Source organism: cyanobacterium endosymbiont of Rhopalodia gibberula (genome assembly GCF_003574135.1).
Lineage (GTDB): Bacteria > Cyanobacteriota > Cyanobacteriia > Cyanobacteriales > Microcystaceae > Rippkaea.
In genome coordinates this window covers 674,284-696,332 of record NZ_AP018341.1, presented here as the reverse complement: position 1 = coordinate 696,332, position 22,049 = coordinate 674,284, and the positions used below count along the sequence as shown (strand labels likewise).

Here is a 22,049-nt window from a genome sequence, read left to right as displayed (position 1 = left end):
TAACCATTACTTAGGAGTATTATGACATTGCTCATCAAAGCCTAAGGTTTGATTTTAGAATAAAATTACAATTACTAAGATTTTGCAGATAGTAATGTCTAACAATAACAAGAGTAGTATTTTAGCTGCTGGAATGGTCATCGGTGGAGTGCTGGGGACAGTAACCGGCATTTTGATAGCTCCACGTTCGGGAAAAGAAACAAGACGTATTCTCAAGAAATCAGCAGATGCTTTGCCAGAGATGGCTGAAGATCTATCGACTACAGTGCAGTTACAAGCTGATCGTCTATCAGAATCAGCACTTCAGAACTGGAATGACACTCTTACACGACTCAAAGACACAATAGCGGCTGGACTCGAAGCCAGTCAAGGGAATTTTGAAAACTCTCAAACCTCTTCGTCACAGATAACTATGGATTCTGCATCTTCCTCTGCTAAACCCTCTTCAGGTAAACAAGCGTGAGTTATCCTCTTTTATGGCTTGGACTTTCTTTGCTTTTAGTGACTGTAAGTTTGACAGCAGTCTTAATTGTGGCTATACCTACTTGTACAGAGTTAGTAAGAGCGGCTCGTAGTGTTGAAAAGCTTTGTGATACTCTCAATCGAGAACTTCCCCCCACCCTGGAATCTATTCGTCGGACAGGATTAGAAATTACTGAATTAACAGATGAGCTCAATAATGGAGTTAAAAGTGCTTCAGATGTGGTCAAAAGACTCGAGCTCACTCTAAGTAAGACCCAAAGGCAAGTCAGTCTTGTTCAACAAGGAACCCGTCGAGTTGCGATCGGCTTTAAAGCGGCTTGGCAGAAGTGGCAAAGTTATCCAACACAAAAGGATTGGTCACCTAAAGCATAAGAGATAAGGACTCAAAATGTAGGAATTACATATTGGCAGGTTATGTCAAATATTGCAGATAAATCACTCACATATGTGTTTTACTAACTCAAAATTACTCAATAATAATCAAATATTTTAAGAAATAAGGGGAGTAAATTTTTGTTTAAATACTAAAAGTAAAATTATTAACACGTATCATAATTTTTTAGAAAATTATGATGGAACAACACTATCTCAAGTCTTTTCTGGTGGGTCTAATAACTTGTATTCTAAGTGTAGAAAGCTGCGTTTTTCCTTATCCAGCTTGGGCAGTTAATCACTTAGAACTTCTCCTCGATGTTATTATCCCCGTAGGGAACTTAGTATATTTTCTCCCTTGGTCTTAAGAATTATATTTAATTGAATAAATCGCCAATTTAGAACAAAATATTGGCTGTAAATAGAACTTTAATCAAACATACTCTCTCTTCTGACCGGGCTTTCATCAATTTATAGGAATTTGATAATTGGAGTATTTTATTTAGTAGAAGACTCCAGTGACGGCAACTTTTAATATTTAGTATTAACTATACTATTTATAATCTGTTATTCCGAACTTTTCGGAAAGAGCTAAACGCACGCTTTAGAAAACTTTATCATATTCAAGATGATGTAAAAAACATAGTTGTTGTTGATATCTTAGATAAGGTCATCTTGATCGAAAAAACGTGTGCAGTTGTCTTGAAAGAACTACTGGAATAGTGGATTTTAACAATAAGAACTTTTATCTTTAGTGTTTCTTTGCGTATTTGCTAGAATATCACATAAGAAAGGTAAAGCTTTTGCTTGGCAATGGGATTTGGTTATTTCTCCTTTGTGGGATATTCTGTTCCTTACTTTTAGCCCACTGATTCCCCGTACTTTTAATTTATTATTTTTATTTCGTAATACGACGATATTTGTCCTATAAATATCAGAGATTTATCTGTTTTTAGTACTGAGTAAACTTAAATTTTTTTTAATACTAAAATTTTAATCTCTTAGCTCTATATTGTAAAATTCCTTGTTCAAAAACTGTCAGTTGTCTTAAGCTAAATATAAAATTATTCGTCGAGTGATCCATAAAACTGCTAATTGTGTGTGATTACTTTCCGTTAATTTTTTCTTATAAAAAGGCATATTATTGGAAATGGCTGGGGCAGTGCTATTCCAAATGTACCCACTGTATAAGTGGACGTTGTACCTGATCTATAATCAACGTTTGTCAACTCAGTTTATGGCAACACTCTAACCATTACCCGTTCCTAAAAAAATAAAACACAAACAACAAACATAAGTAATTTTAACTCCCGCTAAACAATATCCTGAGAAGTGCGGTGGTAGCCATAGCTCTTACTTAAGACTTTGATAGATTTAGCTTGGCAGGTTTGTGGAGAGACTGAAATCGGGGAGTGTAATTTTTCTTAGTTGATTGCCGATCACATTGTTAAGAATTGAACATCGGTTTCGATTAACTGAGCTAAATCTTGCAAAAATGCAGCTGCATGAGCCCCATAAATTACCCGATGATCGCAAGTGATATTTACTGTCATCTGACATTTTACTCCAGTCAATCCTTCTGAGGTTGCTACTACTTGGGGACGAGATTTACCAATAGCTAAAATTGCTCCCTGTCCTGGAGGTAAAATTGCATCGAAACAGTCTACCCCAAACATTCCTAAATTTGATATGGTAATAGTTCCGTTTTTATATTCTTGTGGTTGCAATTGTTTCTTCCTAGCGCGTTCTACTAAGTCTTTCCACGTACGAGACAGAGAATAAATATCGATTTGATCTGCATTCTGTAGAACAGGAGTAATAAGTCCCCCATCAGGCATTGCTACTGCTAAAGCAACGTTAACTGAGCTATTATAGTGAATTCCTTGGTCACTGTAACTAGCGTTAACTAAAGGATGTTTTTGAAGGGTAACAGCCACTGCTTTTGCTAATAAAGCCGTCATAGTTACCCCTTTAGATTTAATTGTCTTATAGAGTTTATCTAAATTGTCGGTAGTTATCGTATAACCCACATGATAGGTAGGAACTTGCACCGTCGCCATCATATTTTGTACTACTGCTTTTTGCAGGACGGTAAGGGGAACGGCTTCTCCTGAGATAATAGGTACAGGAGTTGGCGACGTACTTGGAGTTGGAGTCGGTTGAGATGCAGAAAATAAAGTCTGGGTAATAGTTGCAGTTGGAGTTCTTCTTGTAGTGCGTTCTACATCTTCAGCAACAATGCGTCCATAAGGTCCACTGCCCTGAAGGGTTTTGAGCTCAATGCCTAATTGTTTAGCTAGTTTCTTCGCCCGTGGTGAAGCAATGATGCGGTCATTAGTGCCACGATTTCCATTGGTTTTAGAAGTATCTGTCGAAGTAGAAAAAGCTGTTGTTGGTGTCTTAGTTGCTTCAGGGGTGGAGATTGAGACTACAGTTTGGGGAGTTTCTTGAAGAGTTTGCACTGAGCTTGAGGAAGCTTTTTGCTGCGCTTGAGCAATTTCTGCTTTGGTATCTGCCAAGAGGGCAATCGCTTCTCCTACAGGGGCTTCTTGTCCAGCTTTTACCAAAATGGTGGCTAGATAACCCTCATAGAAAGATTCCACGTCCATATCTGCTTTATCTGATTCAACTACAACAACAGTTTCTCCTTTTTCCACTTTATCCCCCGGAGACTTCGCCCAAGAGATGATTTTTCCCTCTGTCATGGTGGAACTGAGTGCAGGCATGAAGATATCGTGAATCATGAAGTGGCTTTCCCTTTAAGTATGTAAATAGGCACTGAAGTTTATACCAGATTAGATCTTATCATTTTTTGTGAATCGTCTTAACCTTAATGCCATAGCTATTAGTGATCACCTGTAAGTCAAAATCATCTCGAATCCAATAAAGAAAAATTACAATTTTTAAGTTTAGACTAGGTACATCGCAGACTTATAAATATGAATATCAAAAATACTGTGTGGTATTTGCTGGACTTTTAACTCTTTTACCGGCTAAATTAACTTTATGAAAGATATTTAACAATTTTTGTATTTCAATGAAATCTTTTACGCGATATAATAACTAACTATAAGTTTAAGCACAATTAACTAAAGTTAAGAAATTATATTTTTTTCTTAAAAAGATTAATAAATAAATTTTAAATGTCTTCTTAAATTAAGGTGCTATTTCTTCTTAATTATTAGATCTCATAATTTTTGAATCTTATTATTTAAATGAGTAAACATAATTTTACGATTAAAATTCTAATATTTAGATTATTTAAATAATAGAATTTTAACCTTGTTAATTTTAATAATTAGTCTTTAATTTCACTGAATTCATTTCTTGATAATCATCATAGCAATGATGGCATCTAATATAGATTTATTTAATAAATGCTTCGATAAATATGAAATTAACTGTTATAAACAAGAAAAAGAGAAACTACTATCGTCAGTATATAAATTTTTGTAAAGAAGTATTCTATAATTCTTTACAAATTATGTCAAATACTCGAGATACTGCTCATTTGATAACTATTTTTGGTAGAAACACATATAGGGTCCTGTCAAATTTTTTGCTGACTCTGATTAAGGGTTTACAGCGTTTAGACCATCATAAAATTAAGGAGTACTGTAATAGATGTTTACTCATGTGAAGTCCACCATTCGCCATATCGTTCCGGAGGCAATTAATGGTCGTTCTTTGTTGAAGGTGGTCTATGTCGTTTTAGAACCACAGTATCAAAGTTCCCTTTCGGCAGCCGTTGAAGCAATCAATAGAAATAACCCTAAATTAGCTATAGAAATTAGTGGTTATTTAATTGAAGAACTGAGAAATCCTGAGAACTATGAAGAATTTAAGCGTGAAGTGGCAGATACTAACTTATTTATTGCTTCTTTAATTTTTATTGAAGATTTAGCGGATAAAGTTGTAAATGCGGTGGAACCTCATCGGGATAATTTAGATGCTGTGGTGGTTTTCCCCTCAATGCCCCAAGTAATGCGCTTAAACAAATTAGGCAGTTTTTCTATGGCTCAGTTGGGACAGTCTAAGAATGCAATTTCCCAATTTATGCGGAAGCGGAAGGAAAATTCTGGTGCAGGGTTCCAAGATGCTATGTTGAAACTGTTGCGGACTTTGCCTCAAATTTTGAAGTATCTTCCAGTTGAAAAAGCTCAAGATGCTCGTAATTTTATGTTGAGTTTCCAATATTGGTTGGGAGGATCTTCAGAAAATTTAGAGAATTTTCTGGTGATGTTGGCTCATAAATATTCCTATCCAGGTCTTCTTGAAGATAAAACCGTTAACTATCAGGATCCGGTAGTCTATCCTGACATGGGAATTTGGCATCCTTTATCGATGGAAATGTTTAAGGATGTCCCTTCTTATTTAAGATGGTTCAATAGTCGTATCGATATTTCCAATAGTTTAAAAGACTCTTTAGCCCCCTGTATTGGATTAATTTTGCAACGAACTCATCTGGTAACTGGGGACGATGCTCACTATGTAGCTACAGTGCAGGAATTAGAAGCTATGGGAGCACGAGTGCTTCCTGTGTTTGCAGGAGGATTAGACTTTTCTAAACCGGTGGATGCTTATTTCTTAGATTACAGTAAAGAGGGAAAAACAATTCCTATTGTCGATGCAGTGGTTTCTTTGACAGGTTTTGCTTTAGTTGGAGGTCCAGCTCGTCAAGACCATCCAAAAGCAATCGAATCATTAAAACGCATTAACCGTCCTTATATGTGTGCATTGCCTCTTGTGTTTCAAACCACCCAAGAATGGGAAGAAAGTGATTTGGGATTACATCCTGTCCAAGTAGCGTTACAAATAGCTATTCCTGAATTAGATGGGGCGATCGAACCTATTATTCTCTCAGGACGGGACGGAAATACGGGAAGAGCGATTGCACTACAGGATCGCATCGAAGCAGTCGCCCAACGAGCGATAAAATGGGCTAATCTACGGAAAAAACCTAAACTAGAGAAAAAGGTGGCTATTACTGTGTTTAGTTTTCCACCTGATAAAGGAAACGTAGGGACCGCCGCATATTTGAATGTCTTCGGGTCTATTTATGAAGTAATGACTGCATTGAAAAGCAATGGTTACAGGGTAGAAGACTTACCTAACTCTCCCAAAGCATTGATGGAAGCAGTGCTCCACGATGCACAAGCAGAATATGCTTCCCCAGAGTTAAACATAGCCTATCGAATGTCCGTTGAACAATACGAACAGTTAACTCCCTATTCAGTTAGATTAGAGGAAAACTGGGGTCTTCCTCCTGGAAATTTAAACAGTGATGGACAGAATTTATTAATCTACGGAAAACAGTTTGGTAACGTTTTTATTGGAGTTCAACCAACTTTCGGTTATGAAGGAGATCCTATGCGGTTACTCTTTTCAAAATCTGCTAGTCCTCATCATGGATTTGCAGCTTATTACACTTATTTAAACCAAGTTTGGAAAGCGGATGCAGTATTACATTTCGGAACCCATGGATCGTTGGAATTTATGCCAGGAAAACAGATAGGAATGTCAGGAGAATGTTATCCTGATACTCTCATTGGCATGATTCCTAATTTGTATTATTATGCGGCGAATAATCCTAGTGAGGCAACTATTGCTAAACGTCGTAGTTATGCAGAAATCATATCTTATTTAACTCCTCCTGCTGAGAATGCGGGGTTATACAGAGGGTTAAAGGAATTAAGTGAGTTAATTGGTTCTTATCAAACTCTCAAAGATAATGGTCGAGGAATTGCCATTGTTAACACAATTATGGATAAATGTCGATTAGTTAATTTGGATCAGGATGTTGAATTACCTGATACCGATGCTAAAGACATGACATCAGAACAACGCGATAATATTGTCGGTTTTACCTATCGAAAATTGATAGAAATTGAGTCCCGTTTATTACCATGTGGACTGCATATCATTGGCAAACCTCCCACCGCAGAAGAAGCGATTGCAACTTTAGTCAATATTGCTTCTTTGGATCGTAAAGAAGAAGAAATTATCTCTTTACCTCGCATTATTGCTAACACTTTAGGACGAGATATTGAGGAAATTTATCAAAATAGTGACCGCGGTATCTTAGAGGATGTTGAATTGTTACAACAAATTACCCTCGCTACCCGTGAAACAGTTACTTCTTTAATTCAAGCACAAGTAAATGCGGATGGACGAGTTTCTTTTGTCTCTAAACTGAGTTTTCTTAAAATAAGTAGAAAAGTTCCTTGGGTAGAAACTTTACATCAATTAGGATATAAAAATATCGATCAAGAAGCGTTAAGATCTTTATTTGAATATCTAGAATTTTGTTTAGAAAAGCTTTGTGCTAATAATGAATTAGAAGGATTGCTTAAAGCATTAGAAGGGGAATATGTCTTACCTGGACCTGGGGGAGATCCTATTCGTAACCCAAACGTTTTGCCAACAGGTAAAAACATCCATGCATTGGATCCTCAATCTATTCCTACCTTAGAAGCAGTTAGATCCGCTAGAATAGTTGTAGATAAGTTATTAGCACGTCAAAAGAATGAAACCGGAGGAAATTATCCCGAAACTATCGCCTGTATGTTATGGGGAACTGACAATATTAAAACTTACGGTGAATCCCTGGCACAAGTCATGTGGATGGTAGGAGTTAAGCCTGTTCCAGATGCGTTAGGAAGAGTCAATAAATTGGAATTAATTCCTCTCAAAGAATTAGGACGACCGCGTATTGACGTGGTGGTTAGTTGTTCTGGTGTTTTTCGTGACTTATTTATTAACCAAATGAATTTATTAGATCAAGCGGTTAAAATGGCAGCAGAAGCGAACGAACCTATCGAGATAAACTACGTTCGTAAACACGCTTTAGAACAAGCAGATAAATTGGGAATCAATCTTCGTGAAGCAGCAACCCGTGTATTTTCTAATGCTTCTGGTTCCTATTCTTCTAATATAAATTTGGCGGTAGAAAATAGCAGTTGGGAAGAAGAAAAAGAATTGCAAAATATGTACCTAAATCGTAAAGGTTTTGCGTTTGACTCTGATAATCCAGGAGTAATGAAAAATAACCGCAAGATATTTGAATGTGCTTTAAAAACTGCTGATGTTACTTTCCAAAACTTAGATTCATCAGAAATAAGTTTAACGGATGTCTCACATTATTTTGATTCTGATCCCACAAAAGTTGTCTCTAGTTTACGGGAAGATGGCAAAAAACCTGCTTCATATATTGCGGATACAACCACTGCTAATGCACAAGTTCGTACTCTCCCTGAAACTGTTCGTTTAGACACACGTACTAAGTTATTAAACCCTAAATGGTACGAAGGTATGTTATCTCATGGTTATGAAGGAGTAAGAGAACTTTCTAAGCGTTTAGTTAATACAATGGGATGGTCTGCAACTGCTGATGCAGTAGATAATTGGGTTTATGAAAATGTGAATTCAATTTTTATTGAAGACGAGAAAATGTGTAAACGTCTAATAAATTTAAACCCTAATTCTTTCCGAAAAATAGTATCTACTTTGCTAGAAGTGCATGGACGAGGTTATTGGGAAACTTCAGCAGAAAACTTGGAAAGGTTACAAAATTTATATCAAGAGGTTGAAAATAAGATTGAAGGAGTAGGTTAGATTTTAATAACTTAATTCATGAGGGAATGTTTAATCAGAGAAGTATTCTTTCTCATGTTTATTTTAAATAGTTTAGATATTCTTAATTATTTCAAGATTTTTTAAAATTATCTAAAGCTTGTTTCAAATATTAGATAATTTTTTTCCTTTCTTTAGAAAGATTGTTAATCATTAAACTTTTCAAACCTTTACTAAATAGGACAGAACTACATACTAAGTCATTTATGTTTTTTATGGATCATAAATTCATTCCATTTCTATGTTTTTTACAGTTTTTTTAATTGTTTTATTATCGACACTTTTCAAATATAAATTATCTGATTTAAAATTTAAATCAAGAATAAATTTAAATCAAGAATATTTGTTATTTAGATTAATGATCTCTGCCCTAATGGTGTAAACTTCGTGTTTACCGAAATTTTATCTGATTAATTTTTTATGGTTTTCTTTGCATAAGAAATAAACTTAGTCTTCTTTTTACGGCAGAATCTACCATATTAGATTACTTTAATATAATATGTTACTTTCAACATTCTTTCTAATTTAGAAATCATTATTATGAGCGTATTCTCCAAAACTTACAAAATAGGTCTTTTAAATCTTATTTAATAGTGATTTTATAATAGATAGGCTAGTGCAGCAATCTAAATTTATAGAAGCCTTATAAAATATCATTGAAGAAAAAAATCAATTACAACTCTGATTTTTTATTACCAGATTCATTTTTCCCTATATTTCTTGTGAGAATTCCCCCTGCAACTGCTAATCCAGCTAAAGCAAGTAAGACAGGTTTCAAACCTACTAAAGTTTCTGCAATACCGGCTAAAGCTAAAGGTAAAGACAAAGCAATATTGACCGCATTATTTTGTAAACCAAACACTTTACCCCTCATGTCAACAGGAGTTTCTGACTGAATCACCGTTTGCATCGGAACTCCGACAAAAGCTGCAAATAATCCTAAAAATGTGGTCATCAACAGAGTTAACCATAGATTATCTATAGACAAGGATAACCCTACCAAGGAAACTGTCATTCCCAACGATCCCCACAATCCTAATTGATTTTTACTAAACTGTTGACCCCAGTTTCCCAAAATACCTGCCCCAAAAGCCATTCCTAAGCCTCCAAAAGCCAATAAAAATCCGAATTGTTCAGCTTTTAGCCCGGGAATCGTTTCAGCCATCCTGACAGCTAATACTGACAAAGCGGCAAAAATACAAAAGAGAATTACCAGTTGAATTAAAGCATTACGAACTCGATGATTATTATTGAGATAATGAAGACCGTCGCGAATATCTTTCAATATATGGGAGCGTTCTTTTTCGTAGTGTTCTCGTTTTTCTCCTGTCCTTAAAAAAATTAAAATAAAACCCGCTAACAGATAAGATAAGGCAACAACTAAAGATTTACCGAATTCCCAAGACAATCCCACGAACTTAGCTAATGTTGCAGCCAATTCTAATAGAGGATCTCCAATAGCAAAACCGATAATAGTCATAGCCATCATGGTAGTAGTGAAGAGAGAATTAGCAGAAAGTAGATGACGGCGTTCAACAATCAAAGGAATAGTAACTTGTTCTGCTGGGGCAAAAAACTGGGTAATAGTTGAATCTACAAAAGTTAACGTTAATATGAATAAAAATCCCAAAGGAACAAAAAAGTTGTCTTGAACTTGGAATTGCCACTGTCTTAACCAGACAGGAAGCCAAGAGACAGGTAACGCCAAGGTTTGATCTTGGGATAACCAGATTAGGGGAGGAATGACGAAAACTAATGCCCCTCGTACAAAATTAGAGATAACTAATACCCCTTTTTTTGACCACCTATCTATGTAAACCCCAGCAAACGAACCAAACAAAACCGCCGGAATAGTAAAAGCAATCATAATCGCTGATACCCAACCACTAATAGGTTGATTCTCTCCTTGAAAGTGACCGGCAATTAAGGCAATCATCAAGACCAGATAAACTTTATCAGCCAATTGAGAGAAAATTTGTCCAACCCAAAGCGTTAAAAAACGCGGGTTCTGCAGAATAGGGAGAAAACCCTGACTCATTGGTGGCTTAGAAGAGGTAGATTGGCGATCCATAGAGTTAGGTGAAGAATCTTGGGGGGAGGAAATAGCTTAGTTTAAGGTTCATAAATAGGGATTTTACTTGACTCAATTGCGAGGATAACAATTAATTTTGTAGTTAATCACACAATCCTATTAAACCTTAAAACTCCAATGGAGATAAAGTATCGATGAGATCGGCTGATCGAAAAGATTTACCTAAATGATATTGGGCATAATTACGTAACAGATATTCAATGTGAACCCAAGCTAGAGATAGAAAATTATTGAGATACTCTGGAGGTAAGATTTTTCGTGGTTGTGGGAGATAAGGATGTCCTAATTGTTGTAAAAGACTTAGTTCTAAAGCATTTAGTTGTTGATTAATTAAAGTCCGGGTAATTTTAGAGGATTCTTGTTGAGTTGATAAGAAAGATTCGGGAATTGTTAATTTGATCAAACCTCCTTCTTTAAAACTAAACCCCACTCGCCAATGAGGATTGTTAAAGTCGGCTGATAACGTTTCATTAGTTAAACAACAAGTGTGAACTTGAGGACTAATTCCCGCGATTACCAATATATGAAACACCCCTTGGGCTAAATAACTATGTAAACTTTGACCAGATGAGATTTCTTCGAGGCGATGTAAATGTTCGTTGAGGAGTTCGTAAAGTTCTCGTTGAGGTTGTTCATCTAAGGCTATAGACAAAACTAATTCAGCTAAATACTGACTAGCAGCCAATTTACCTAAATTTCCACTTAATCTGGGATAAAATTTTAAGGTGTCGGCTTGAATGATTCGATCAAGTGATCGCCCTTTAACTATTAATAAATCATTAACTACAAATAACTCACTACGTCCGCTTAGTTTTGATGTATATTTTCTTGCCCCTGGAACCACTGCCCGAATTAAACCGAATTCTGGTGAAAGAATTTTTACTAAACGATCAGCCTCCCCAAAAGGTGTTCTTGTTAAGACAATCCCTGTGGTTTTATAAATTCGACTCATTAGATTTTGTTAAAATCCCCTAAATATCCCGGACTGGCTCACGTTGTTGTCTTACTAAGTCTACCCCATGGGAAGTCCCCAAACGAGTTGCCCCTGCTTCGATTAGGGCTAAAGCTTGTTCCAGAGTCCGAATACCCCCAGAAGCTTTAATACCTACTCGTCCTTTAGCCAGTTGGTTGAGATAACTTACATCAGCGACTGTTGCCCCTCCAAACCATCCAGTACTAGTCTTTAAATAAGTCGCCCCTCCATCCATACAAATTTCGGCAGCGAGTCGTTTCTCTGTATCTGTCAACAAATTAGTTTCGAGAATAACTTTAACCGTTTGTTTCGTTTCTGCACAAATTTCAGCAATCTCTTGATAAATTCTATCAGAAAGTCCAGTTTTTAACCATCCCAGGTTGATTACTACATCGAGTTCCGTTGCCCCATTTTCTACTGCCTCTTTGGCTTCATAAAGTTTAACAGCTGAGGTGGTTGCCCCTGTAGGGAAGCCAATAACTGTACAAACTTGGGTTTGCTTCCCTTTAAGTAATTCGGTTGCTTTACGTACCATCGAGGGATATACGCAGACAGTGGGAAAGCCAAACTGATCAGCCTGTTGACAATACTGTTCTACCTCTTGGACAATCCCTGTAGGACTGAGTAAGCTATGATCAATATAACTGGCAATGTCAATTTCTGAATTTACTACAGTCATAATTGTTTTTCTCTTAGAACTATCCCTTTATATTGTATATTGTGACGTGAATTACCCCACCCAAATCAAAGATTATATTTGAGGCTTCTAACTTCATTGGGAGTTGCTTCCAAGAAATAATAGATTTTATTCCTAGCCATATTATACTTCCTCGACTAAGTGTCACCATTCCATGGCGACAGTGTACGTAAGACTTGATTTGTAGCGTTTATTGATGTGTTTATGTCTCAATTATAGTGAGTTTTGTAACATTCGTAAGTCTAATTCTCAAAATTAAGAGGCAATCTGCTTGCTTGATCTATACAACTGTTATATATCTTATAACTAGAGAAGAATCTGTCAATTCTAATGTAAGTCTTTCCTTTGTTTTCTACCTTACACTTAAGTATTGCACAGAACATTACTTAACTAGAATCACGAATAGCGTATAGATAGTTTTGGTTTTTTCTTATGCCTTTTAGTCGTTTTTCACAGCAATTACTTGGTTTTTATTGATTAAACAATGTGATAGTTTTTGCAGAAATCCACTTCACATCTAGAGCTCGTGGGAGGGATCTTGGCAACTAACTTTCCTTTGACGAGTGTACTCTTTTTGTGCTTGTAAAATAGCTTGTTTTGTTTTATTGATTTTTTTATTTTGTCGAAGATATATTAGACAGACCACAATAGACTTAAAGCCACAACTTGTAAATGCTTATAAGCACTGAAAAAAAGTATCACTCAGCTAAGAATTTCTTTTTTAAGTCCTGACAAAAGACTTTGAACAACTTCCTCGATAAATTTCTACTTGTCTTTTAATAATTTTTCTTGCATGAGTCAGTCTGAAAAATAAACATTCCCAACATTACCGACATCACCTAAAGGTTTTAACTAATACTTGCTTTTGTTTAGTATCGGGATATATTCTCTGGCGAGATGCCTCGTATACTATCGTCAACTTAGACAACTGACGATATTCTAACACTAAGATAGATAGGACATCAAAGGTGTTTGCTATTTGTTAAAGAACAAGCGTTTAGAAAAATTTCTAAACGCTCGAAAGATTATTAAATTGTTCTAATAGTTAACTCCTACAAAGCATTAGCACCAGCAACCACTTCCATTAACTGTTGAGTAATTGCTGCTTGACGCGCTTTGTTGTAGGATAGAGTAAGACTGTTAATTAACTGTCCAGCATTATCACTCGCGTTACTCATCGCCGTCATTCGAGCTGCTAATTCGCTCGCCGATGCTTCTTCCAATCCCCTAAGTAATTGGTTGTTGATATATAGAGGTAACAGGGAATCGAGAATTTGCAAGGGATCTTGTTCGAAGATCATGTCTTGGGGAAAACTCTCGAGCTCTTGAGTAATCGTTTCTCTTTCTATCTGCAATCTCCCTTCACGGGTAATTAAGCGGAATATTTCATCGTCTTCAACTTCCAACCCCTGAAGAGTCAAAGGTAACAGAGTTTGAATCACAGGACGAGAACTGATCAAGGAAACAAAACGAGTATAAATTAACTCCACTCGGTCAACTGTTTCCGACAAAAACAGAGATAATAACTCGTCAGCAATAGATCCAGCTTCATCGGCTGTAGGGATTTGATTTAGTCCTATATACTTAGTTGCAATGGGAACTTCGCGACGAGAAAAATATTGAGTTGATTTACGTCCAATGGTGATGAAACAATAATCAAGTCCTTGAGCTTCTAATTCTTTTTTGCGTTGTTCTGCACGACGAATCACATAAGAGTTATATCCACCACATAACCCCCGATCACCTGAGACAACAACTATAGCTACAGTTTTGACCTGTCTTTGTTGCAATAGGGGGAGATTTACATCCCCATACTTGAGACGGTTGAGCAAATTATAAAGAACATTGGCTAAATTATCAGCAAAAGGACGAGTAGACATTACCTGTTCTTGAGCCCGGCGAACCTTAGCGGCGGCTACCAGACGCATAGCCTCGGTAATTTTTTTTGTATTTTTGACGGATTCAATCCGATCACGGATAGCTTTGAGGTTAGGCATATTTTTTTTTGGATTAATTATTCATAAGGAATCGTGGGTGGTTAGCCTCCCTTCTCGTTCGTTAGGAAATGACTAACCACTGACTTATGGTAAATTACGCTGCAAAGGCCTGTTTATATTCCTCAATAGCTTCTTTGAGGAGGCTTTCTGCTTCATCAGTAAGTGTTTTCTCGACTCCAATGATCTCAGTAAATCTTGCTTTACTGGTTTTAATATAGTTTCGTAGTCCCATGGTAAATTTAGTCACCTTCTCCACAGCAACTTCATCAAGATAACCATTTAATCCTGCATAGGAAATTGCTACCTGTTCCCACACTGCTAAGGGAGAATTTTCAGGTTGCTTCAATACTTCACGTAACCGTTGACCCCGTGATAGTTGAGACTGAGTAGCGGTATCTAGATCAGAGGCAAATTGGGAAAACGCTTCTAATTCAGCAAATTGTGCTAATTCTAGTTTCAATTTACCAGCGACCTTTTTCATAGCCTTGGTTTGAGCCGCAGATCCTACTCTACTTACTGAAATCCCTGCATTGATAGCGGGACGGAAACCTGAGTTAAACAAGTCGCTAGAAAGGAAGATCTGTCCGTCAGTGATAGAAATTACGTTCGTAGGAATGTAAGCAGAAACGTCACCTGCTTGGGTTTCAATCACGGGTAACGCTGTCATACTACCCCCACCGAGATTGTCGCTAAGTTTTGCAGCACGTTCCAATAAGCGAGAGTGGATATAGAACACATCTCCAGGATAAGCTTCCCGACCAGGAGGGCGTTTTAGTAATAAAGATAACTGACGGTAAGCTTGAGCTTGTTTGGAGAGGTCATCGTAAATTATCAAGGTAGCCTTGCCCTTATACATAAAGTACTCAGCAAGGGTGGCTCCCGTATAGGGAGCAAGATACTGTAATGTGGCTGGATCATTTGCGTTAGCGGCGACGACTATGGTATAGTCCATCGCACCATTTTCTTCGAGGGTTCTTATCACCTGTGCGACAGTAGATGCTTTTTGTCCAATCGCTACATAGACACAGATTACGTCTTCGGACTTCTGATTAATGATGGTATCAATCGCAATTGCCGTTTTTCCCGTTTTACGATCACCGATAATCAATTCCCGTTGTCCCCGTCCCACAGGAATCATCGCATCAATAGCTGTAATTCCTGTTTGCATAGGTTCACAAACGGATTTGCGAGCAACAATCCCAGGGGCCATCGATTCGATTAGACCAGTTTCAGAAGTATTAATATCTCCTTTACCATCAAGAGGACGACCTAGGGAATCAACCACCCGTCCTATCATTGCTTCCCCTACGGGAACTTGGGCAATTCTTCCAGTAGCTTTAACGGTACTCCCTTCTTGAATATCAAGACCGGTTCCCATTAATACGGCCCCAACGTTATCTTCTTCAAGGTTGAGAGCGATTCCGATAGTTCCATCTTCAAATTCAAGAAGTTCTCCAGCCATGGCTTGTTCTAAGCCATAAATACGGGCAGTTCCATCTCCTACTTGAAGCACTGTTCCCACGTTAGAAACTGTTACAGTTTGATCGTAGGATTCAATTTGCTGGCGAATAATGCTGCTAATTTCGTCGGGTCTGATGCTAACCATAGTTAAGTTGTTCTAGAAGTCGAATGGATACAATGAAACACAAATAACCTAAGCGATACCGCTTAAGCTAAGACTGACACGGCGTAGTTGTCCTCGAAGGCTGGCATCAAAGACTTGAGACCCTACTTTAATAGTGACACCCCCAATCAAGTCAGGATCAATTTTCGTTTTGATTTCTACGCCTCTCGCACCAGTAAGTTCTTCAATTTTGTTGGCTATAGACTCACTTTGTTCTTTGCTCAATTCTTTGACTGAAGTAACTTCGGCTAAAACGATATTGGTCAACTTCCGCAATAGGGCAATATATTGCTGGCAAATTTTTTCAAGGAAGATAATCCGCCGTTTATCTACCAACAACATCATAAAATTGAGTAGATAAAAATTAGCTCCTTCTCCCATGATCTGTCTCAAAACAGTTTTTTTGTCTATTTCTTTGATCACTGGGGATGCAATAAATGCTTCCAAATCAGGAGACTCTTCCAATAAGGCAACTAAGGACCGGCATTCTTCCCCAAAGGCATCGGCGAGATCGTGGTTCAAAGCCACTGACATTAACGCTTGAGCGTAAGGTTCAGCAATCGCAGTACTAATGAGGGAACCTTTCATTAATCAACCTCCTAACTGAGCGATACTACGGTCGATTAGGAGATGTTGCATATCCTCATTGACCTGTTCTTTGAGTTGGCTTTCCGCTTTATTGATAGCCATTTGAGCAATTTGTTTTTTCAATTGAGCAATGACTCGTTCTTGCTCACTACTAAGATCGGCTGCAGCCGTCTCTTTAAGACGCTCCACATCTTGCCTACTTTTTTCAGCAATTTCTTTAGCTAGAGTAGCAGCTCTGTCTTTAGCCCTTTGACAAATTCGTTTAGCTTCAGCTTGAGCTTGCGTTAATTTCTGCTGTTCCTTTCCCAAAGCATCGGCTGCTTTGCGTTGACGTTCCTCAGCTTCTTGAATAGCACCAGCAATCTGCAATCTCCGCTCACTCAAGATATTTCCCAAAACTTTGCTGCCGTAGAATACCAACACCCCAATGAGAATAACAAGATTAAGAAGGTTCGTTTCTAGAAGATTAAAATCTAAGCCGAACCCACCTTGACTGGCCTCATGGGCTTCTGTAGCTAATATAAAAAAAGAATCGATCATACGTATTTTGCTAGTGAAAACTCAATCGATGGCAGATTTAATTTACAAATTCAGGCCCTAGAAGTTTTTCTAGAATTTTACGGCTTAGGATATCAACCTGTTGTTCTAGAACACCCAGTGCTTCTTGGCGTTGTTGGGTGATTTCTTGGGCAACTTTCTCTTTTTCCTCTTGGGCTTTTCGTTGAGCATTAGCTAAAGCTTTGGCTGCAATTTTTTGTGCGTCAGCCTGAGCTTGTGCGATTACTTCTTGAGACCGCTTACGCGCATCGGCAAGCTGCGCTTCATATTCTAGAGCCAATTCTTTAGCTTTAGCTAGACGCTTTTTTTCATCAGTCTCTTTCTGATGGATATAATCTGCTCGCTCGTCTAATGCTTTACTCAAGGGCTTGTAAAAAATTCCATTGAGGACAACTGCCAAGAGAACAAATTGTAAAGCCATTAAAGGCATAGTTGCATCAAAATCAAACATTTTTTGCGGTTCCCATTAATGTTTCAGTCAAAACAAAAAAGATTCAAGCGGCTAACGAATCTCTGGTTGGTATGGTGGAGGAATCAGTAGAGACGAGACAATGATTGAAGTCACAAGTAGCCAAGTTAATACAAACTTTTTTTGATTTACTACACCCGATGTTGTCTGAGCCGACATTAGTAAAAGCAGTAAGGTCTGTATCGTCTCTTTTTGCTTTTTGTCTTCACACAGCGCGCGTCTCTACTGTTTCAAAACCGCTTATGCAAAGGGGTTAGCGAAAAGTAAAACTAGCGCAATAACTAGACCATAGATGGTTAAAGATTCCATGAACGCTAAACTTAAAAGTAAAGTACCCCGGATTTTGCCTTCTGCTTCTGGTTGACGGGCAATCCCAGAAACTGCCTCTCCAGAAGCATTACCTTGTCCAAAACCAGGTCCGATAGCCGCTAAACCGACAGCGAGGGCGGCAGCGATAACTGAAGCAGCAGCAATAGTTGGATTCATTGTGATTCTTCCTTTTTTATTGACAGTACAAATTTCGGAGTGAGTTGTTTAGATTAACAACCACGGAGGGTGATGTTCCCAAGCAATGAATAGTTATTGACCGAAGGTTAGAGCTGGCTCCGTCGTCGTACGGCGGAGCGCTCTCTGAATTCTCGAGGAAAAAAGCCCCACTAGTCAACCCCTATGTGCTTGAAGAGTTCAGCAATTATCAATGTTGAATTGTAAAAATGAACCCATCTGATATTGTCCTATGTTTTGGGCATATTTCAATAACAGATCCTATTCAATTTACGACACTCGATCATTGCTTTATACCTTATGTAAGAATTAATGTTCTTCTTCAGATTCGATCGCCTCATGAATATAAGCCCCCGCTAAGGTGGCAAATACCAAGGCTTGGATCGCACTTGTGAATAACCCCAAGGCCATAATAGGTAAGGGAATGAACAAAGGCACTAAGAAGACCAATACCGCCACCACTAATTCATCCGCGAGGATGTTTCCAAACAAACGGAAGCTTAGAGATAAAGGCTTGGTGAAATCTTCTAAGATCTTAATTGGTAAGAGAACAGGAATTGGCTCTACATAGTGAGAAAAATAGCTCAATCCTTTCTTGCTTAGACCAGCGTAGAAGTACGCTAGAGAAGTTAGTAGTGCTAAGGCAACAGTGGTATTGATGTCGTTGGTAGGAGCAGCTAATTCTCCTTCTGGAAGTTTAATTAACGCCCAAGGAACTAACGCACCTGACCAGTTGGAGACAAAGATAAATAAAAACAAGGTCCCAATGAAGGGTAACCAAGGCCTATATTCCTTTTCTCCTAATTGATTTTTAGCCAAGTCTCGCAAAAATTCTAGGACATACTCCATAAAATTTTGCATTCCATTGGGGATGCGTTGCACATTCTGAGTGGCGGCTAAAGATGCTATCACCAAGAGGCTAATCACGAACCAGGAGGTCATGAATACTTGTCCATGTACCCTATAGTTCCCAATTTCCCAGTACCAATGCTGACCGACTTCTAATGAAGCAAGAGGAAATGTTTGTACAAAACTCAAACCATCTAACATTGTCATTCGGTGAGATTTATTTACTTAATCAAAATACGAGAATGGTTAATTTCCTCGATGCCCTAATACCTTGGCTCAGATTCCGGTGTTAAAACACTTTTGAGCATATAGGCGATTATGGCGGCTTTATAAGTCAGAAATCCCAGAAAAGCTGGGAGGACATGCATTTTCTGCCATTGACTAGCCACAACAATTAAGATCACAAATAACCCCATCCCTCTATTCCCCATCCGTTTATGGACTAAACCAAGTTGTGCTACGTCCCTGGCTAATAGTTTCAAATAAACAATGCCGACAATAGCTCCTATCAAGTAGTTAAGAGCTGTATCTAGGGAATAAGCAGTCCAGACACAGATAAAAATAATCCCCGTAAGAGATAAACTCAATAACAACAAAGTGCGTTGCAATCGATAGTAATCTCTCATAGGATCAACTGAGGGGGAAACGGTTTCAGCCGTCGGGGTTTGACGATCAATCACAGGCATAGTGTTAGACAAATGAAGCTATTAGAATCAATCCATGAAGCCAATAGCGAACCGTCAGCAATGATATCATGGAAGGGTACCTGTTTTGACACTCCCTTCACTAGAGGTGAGGGATTCTTGGGATCACTATAATCCGTCAAGATTGTTTTTAATTGCTGATACCACACTGTAACTGCCCAATCTTCTAATGAACTACTTAAGCATAAAACTGTTTTTTCTTAGTCAATATTTTTTATAGCAAACTCTTGTAAGTAAGAAGATAGAGAAATTTTGATGAGTAAAAAAAAATTATAATAGCGAAAAATTAATCGTACGTTTCTCAAGTATAAGCCGAATTAAGTCGACTGTTAGTGATTTCTAACTGACCTATCCCTACCTTATGAGTACCCATACTCAGTCTAATGTTTATAGTCTTTGGGATTTGAACTACCATCCATTCCAACTAATATAGAACATAGTGACTTATCCAAATTATTGAGATCCATTACAAAGTCAGAAGAATTCCCCTTGGTGTGCCAAATCCGAGCCTAAAACATTGCAACCGTTTGGATCTTAAGCGCAACGTTGAAAAATTTAGATTCTTAACTATTGGGAATTCAAAATTTACTGAACTTACAACCAACTTGAATAATTTATTGGGTTAGTGATAGCTCCCACTACAGCTACCAAATTAGCCTTCAACCTAGAACTATGAGCACAAAAGTACGTTACTTTCGTCGAAAAACTTTAGACTTTAATTAGTTAAAACTTTCCTGTTTTCAAGATTTTGGAGACACTTCACTTAATTTTGTTGAGGTAATATAGTCAAATTTACAATAAAACTTAAAATTTTGATCATTAAGATTCTACTATCTAATAGTATCTATTAGGAGGATTAGATAATCCCGGAAGATATAGAAACTGTTGCTGGTGTTGACAAATCTGGAATCATCCATCCTGATTATCGCCAGCTTTATATAGAATTAATTATGATAACTCTAGTGGCAGTCTTGGTGGCATTGACACTAGCAACTTTTTTGTCCTTGTAAAAAATTAAACATCGTATTTTTTAGTATCCGCCAAGGAAAAATCCCTTGCTATTACGAAGGAAGCACTCTTAAATTAAGATTACTAGGACTGGACTATTGTTGCTAACCATAATTTTTAGGATAAGATTGTGCCAGAACTTCCCGAAGTAGAAACTGTTCGTAAAGAACTTAATCGATTAACTTTAGGAATAACAATACGAGGTGGCGAAGTATTACTGAATCGTACTCTCGCTCATCCTTTGTCAGTTACGGAATTTTTGACTAATATCACCAATGTCACTGTTAATGGTTGGGAGCGACGAGGAAAATATTTATTAGGAAGATTGAAAAAAGAGTCGGGTGAAAATGGAGGTTTTTTAGGCATTCATTTACGAATGACCGGTCAGTTGTTGTGGTTGAATCAACTTGAACCGCAACAGACCCATACGCGCCTACGTTTGTTTTGTGGTAAAGATAAAGAGTTACGTTTTGTTGATATTCGCACTTTTGGTAGGCTATGGTGGGTTCCCCCAAACCAAAACCCAGAAATAATTATCACGGGGTTAAAAAAATTGGGTCCTGAACCTTTTTCTGAGGAATTCTCTTTAGGTTATTTAATTGAAAAATTAAGAATTAGTCAACGCAATATTAAAACTTTGTTATTAGATCAAGGGATTGTGGCAGGATTAGGAAATATTTATGCAGATGAAGCATTATTCAAGAGTGGCATTCGACCGACCATAATGGCTAAAAATTTAAACCATAAACAACTCCAAAAGTTAAGAAGGTCAATTATTGAAGTATTGAAAGAGGCTATCGAAAAAGGAGGGATGACTTTTAGTGATTTTCGAGGATTGACGGGAACAAAGGGTAATTATGGAAGGATTGCCTGGGTCTATGGTCGCACCGGAGAATCCTGTCGAGTTTGTGGAATAGCCATTGAGCGTTTAAAATTGGGAGGACGTTCTACTCACTTCTGTCCACAATGTCAAAGGTAAATTGTAACACTCACTTCTGCCCTTTAAAATACTTCTCATACTACTTTTTCTAATTTCTATCCCTTATAAAGACCAATGAAAGTTGGGGCTGCCATGGTCTGAAAAGTCGATGTTGTAAGCTTTCTAAGATACGTTTGGACCTAAATCCTGAGAACTCAGATTTTAAGACTCCGTTATAGGAGCACAAAATTGCTAAAACAATTCCTGTAACTAGTGAGCCCATAATTCAAAGCCTTGAAGTGGTCCTATTCTATACTGGTCCTACGGGCTTTACATCTTGCCTTAAAGTTTTTGGTAAAATACAAAATGTACAATATTAAACTATTTATTTTTATGTTTTGTTGATATCGGCAGACCAAATGTCTCAGGTATAAACATGATATGAATAAAGAGTTGCCTTCGTAATTTCTAAATTCAACTAAGACAATCAGTCCTTAAACGCCATAATTAAAGTAGCAGTTCGGTTGGCTTTAACGATGGAATTGATTATAGAAATTACCTTGAATAGCTCCGAATCTTA

Annotated in this window: 17 protein-coding genes; 5 read left to right on the top strand and 12 right to left on the bottom strand. The window is 37.5% G+C overall.

The features are described 5' to 3' along the window. The first annotated feature begins 94 nt into the window (after positions 1-94). The 3 genes from RGRSB_RS02150 to RGRSB_RS09965 all read left to right on the top strand — a co-directional run bounded on the left by RGRSB_RS02150 (position 95) and on the right by RGRSB_RS09965 (position 1,223). The gene (locus RGRSB_RS02150) at positions 95-463 is read left to right on the top strand and encodes a YtxH domain-containing protein (RefSeq protein WP_119259638.1); all 369 of its coding nucleotides are present in this window, start codon (positions 95-97) and stop codon (positions 461-463) included. Further along, the gene (locus RGRSB_RS02145) at positions 460-855 is read left to right on the top strand and encodes a DUF948 domain-containing protein (protein WP_119259637.1); all 396 of its coding nucleotides are present in this window, start codon (positions 460-462) and stop codon (positions 853-855) included. Before RGRSB_RS02150 ends, RGRSB_RS02145 begins: the two co-directional genes overlap by 4 nt. Before the next feature lie 197 nt (positions 856-1,052). Then, entirely contained in the window at positions 1,053-1,223 is a 171-nt protein-coding gene (locus tag RGRSB_RS09965; protein WP_172582014.1) for a hypothetical protein, read from the top strand. A gap of 1,071 nt (positions 1,224-2,294) precedes the next feature. On the opposite strand, the gene RGRSB_RS02140 is transcribed toward RGRSB_RS09965, so the two are convergent. Beyond that, a complete protein-coding gene (locus tag RGRSB_RS02140; RefSeq protein WP_119259636.1) occupies positions 2,295-3,599 on the bottom strand; it encodes a dihydrolipoamide acetyltransferase family protein in 1,305 nt (434 codons plus the stop codon). 880 nt (positions 3,600-4,479) lie between these two features. Here RGRSB_RS02140 and RGRSB_RS02135 point away from each other — a divergent pair. Continuing rightward, a complete protein-coding gene (locus tag RGRSB_RS02135; RefSeq protein ID WP_119259635.1) occupies positions 4,480-8,469 on the top strand; it encodes a magnesium chelatase subunit H in 3,990 nt (1,329 codons plus the stop codon). 691 nt (positions 8,470-9,160) lie between these two features. Here the strand turns inward: RGRSB_RS02135 and RGRSB_RS02130 are convergent. From RGRSB_RS02130 to RGRSB_RS02080, 11 genes are all read right to left on the bottom strand, one after another. Beyond that, positions 9,161-10,558 (bottom strand): MFS transporter, encoded by a 1,398-nt coding sequence (locus RGRSB_RS02130; protein ID WP_119259634.1) that lies wholly within the window; start codon positions 10,556-10,558, stop codon positions 9,161-9,163. Between the two features lie 127 nt (positions 10,559-10,685). Further along, on the bottom strand, positions 10,686-11,531 hold the full coding sequence (gene recO / locus RGRSB_RS02125; RefSeq protein WP_119259633.1) for a DNA repair protein RecO: 846 nt from the start codon (positions 11,529-11,531) through the stop codon (positions 10,686-10,688). A gap of 19 nt (positions 11,532-11,550) precedes the next feature. Beyond that, a complete protein-coding gene (gene deoC / locus RGRSB_RS02120; protein ID WP_119259632.1) occupies positions 11,551-12,231 on the bottom strand; it encodes a deoxyribose-phosphate aldolase in 681 nt (226 codons plus the stop codon). A gap of 1,070 nt (positions 12,232-13,301) precedes the next feature. Further along, positions 13,302-14,246 carry a F0F1 ATP synthase subunit gamma gene (locus RGRSB_RS02115; protein WP_119259631.1) on the bottom strand — a complete coding sequence of 315 codons (945 nt, stop codon included), beginning with the start codon at positions 14,244-14,246 and terminating at the stop codon, positions 13,302-13,304. Between the two features lie 94 nt (positions 14,247-14,340). Further along, positions 14,341-15,852, bottom strand: a complete 1,512-nt coding sequence (gene atpA, locus RGRSB_RS02110; RefSeq protein WP_119259630.1) for a F0F1 ATP synthase subunit alpha — start codon at positions 15,850-15,852, stop codon at positions 14,341-14,343. A 48-nt stretch (positions 15,853-15,900) separates the two neighbouring features. Further along, entirely contained in the window at positions 15,901-16,458 is a 558-nt protein-coding gene (atpH, locus tag RGRSB_RS02105) for an ATP synthase F1 subunit delta (protein ID WP_119259629.1), read from the bottom strand. A 3-nt stretch (positions 16,459-16,461) separates the two neighbouring features. Continuing rightward, positions 16,462-16,998, bottom strand: coding sequence for a F0F1 ATP synthase subunit B (locus RGRSB_RS02100; RefSeq protein ID WP_119259628.1), 537 nt, complete (start codon positions 16,996-16,998; stop codon positions 16,462-16,464). A gap of 37 nt (positions 16,999-17,035) precedes the next feature. After that, positions 17,036-17,467, bottom strand: a complete 432-nt coding sequence (locus tag RGRSB_RS02095; protein ID WP_119259627.1) for a F0F1 ATP synthase subunit B' — start codon at positions 17,465-17,467, stop codon at positions 17,036-17,038. A gap of 258 nt (positions 17,468-17,725) precedes the next feature. After that, on the bottom strand, positions 17,726-17,971 hold the full coding sequence (gene atpE, locus RGRSB_RS02090; protein ID WP_085435268.1) for an ATP synthase F0 subunit C: 246 nt from the start codon (positions 17,969-17,971) through the stop codon (positions 17,726-17,728). 327 nt (positions 17,972-18,298) lie between these two features. After that, positions 18,299-19,045, bottom strand: a complete 747-nt coding sequence (gene atpB, locus RGRSB_RS02085; protein ID WP_119259626.1) for a F0F1 ATP synthase subunit A — start codon at positions 19,043-19,045, stop codon at positions 18,299-18,301. A gap of 56 nt (positions 19,046-19,101) precedes the next feature. After that, complete coding sequence (locus tag RGRSB_RS02080; RefSeq protein WP_119259625.1) at positions 19,102-19,524, bottom strand: ATP synthase subunit I; 423 nt, start codon at positions 19,522-19,524, stop codon at positions 19,102-19,104. Positions 19,525-20,680: 1,156 nt separating this feature from the next. On the opposite strand from RGRSB_RS02080, the gene RGRSB_RS02075 reads away from it, so the two are divergent. Beyond that, on the top strand, positions 20,681-21,529 hold the full coding sequence (locus RGRSB_RS02075; RefSeq protein ID WP_119259624.1) for a DNA-formamidopyrimidine glycosylase: 849 nt from the start codon (positions 20,681-20,683) through the stop codon (positions 21,527-21,529). Positions 21,530-22,049: the final 520 nt, after the last annotated feature.

Excerpts from the sequence above, each read along its gene's own strand:
- atpH (WP_119259629.1), bottom strand. The coding sequence starts at position 16,458 with ATGAAAGGTTCCCTCATTAGTACTGCGATTGCTGAACCTTACGCTCAA.
- RGRSB_RS02135 (WP_119259635.1), top strand. The coding sequence starts at position 4,480 with ATGTTTACTCATGTGAAGTCCACCATTCGCCATATCGTTCCGGAGGCA.
- RGRSB_RS02095 (WP_119259627.1), bottom strand. The coding sequence starts at position 17,467 with ATGTTTGATTTTGATGCAACTATGCCTTTAATGGCTTTACAATTTGTT.
- atpE (WP_085435268.1), bottom strand. The coding sequence starts at position 17,971 with ATGAATCCAACTATTGCTGCTGCTTCAGTTATCGCTGCCGCCCTCGCT.
- RGRSB_RS02130 (WP_119259634.1), bottom strand. The coding sequence starts at position 10,558 with ATGGATCGCCAATCTACCTCTTCTAAGCCACCAATGAGTCAGGGTTTT.
- RGRSB_RS02115 (WP_119259631.1), bottom strand. The coding sequence starts at position 14,246 with ATGCCTAACCTCAAAGCTATCCGTGATCGGATTGAATCCGTCAAAAAT.
- atpA (WP_119259630.1), bottom strand. The coding sequence starts at position 15,852 with ATGGTTAGCATCAGACCCGACGAAATTAGCAGCATTATTCGCCAGCAA.
- RGRSB_RS02140 (WP_119259636.1), bottom strand. The coding sequence starts at position 3,599 with ATGATTCACGATATCTTCATGCCTGCACTCAGTTCCACCATGACAGAG.
- RGRSB_RS02100 (WP_119259628.1), bottom strand. The coding sequence starts at position 16,998 with ATGATCGATTCTTTTTTTATATTAGCTACAGAAGCCCATGAGGCCAGT.
- atpB (WP_119259626.1), bottom strand. The coding sequence starts at position 19,045 with ATGACAATGTTAGATGGTTTGAGTTTTGTACAAACATTTCCTCTTGCT.
- recO (WP_119259633.1), bottom strand. The coding sequence starts at position 11,531 with ATGAGTCGAATTTATAAAACCACAGGGATTGTCTTAACAAGAACACCT.
- RGRSB_RS02150 (WP_119259638.1), top strand. The coding sequence starts at position 95 with ATGTCTAACAATAACAAGAGTAGTATTTTAGCTGCTGGAATGGTCATC.
- RGRSB_RS09965 (WP_172582014.1), top strand. The coding sequence starts at position 1,053 with ATGATGGAACAACACTATCTCAAGTCTTTTCTGGTGGGTCTAATAACT.
- RGRSB_RS02080 (WP_119259625.1), bottom strand. The coding sequence starts at position 19,524 with ATGCCTGTGATTGATCGTCAAACCCCGACGGCTGAAACCGTTTCCCCC.
- deoC (WP_119259632.1), bottom strand. The coding sequence starts at position 12,231 with ATGACTGTAGTAAATTCAGAAATTGACATTGCCAGTTATATTGATCAT.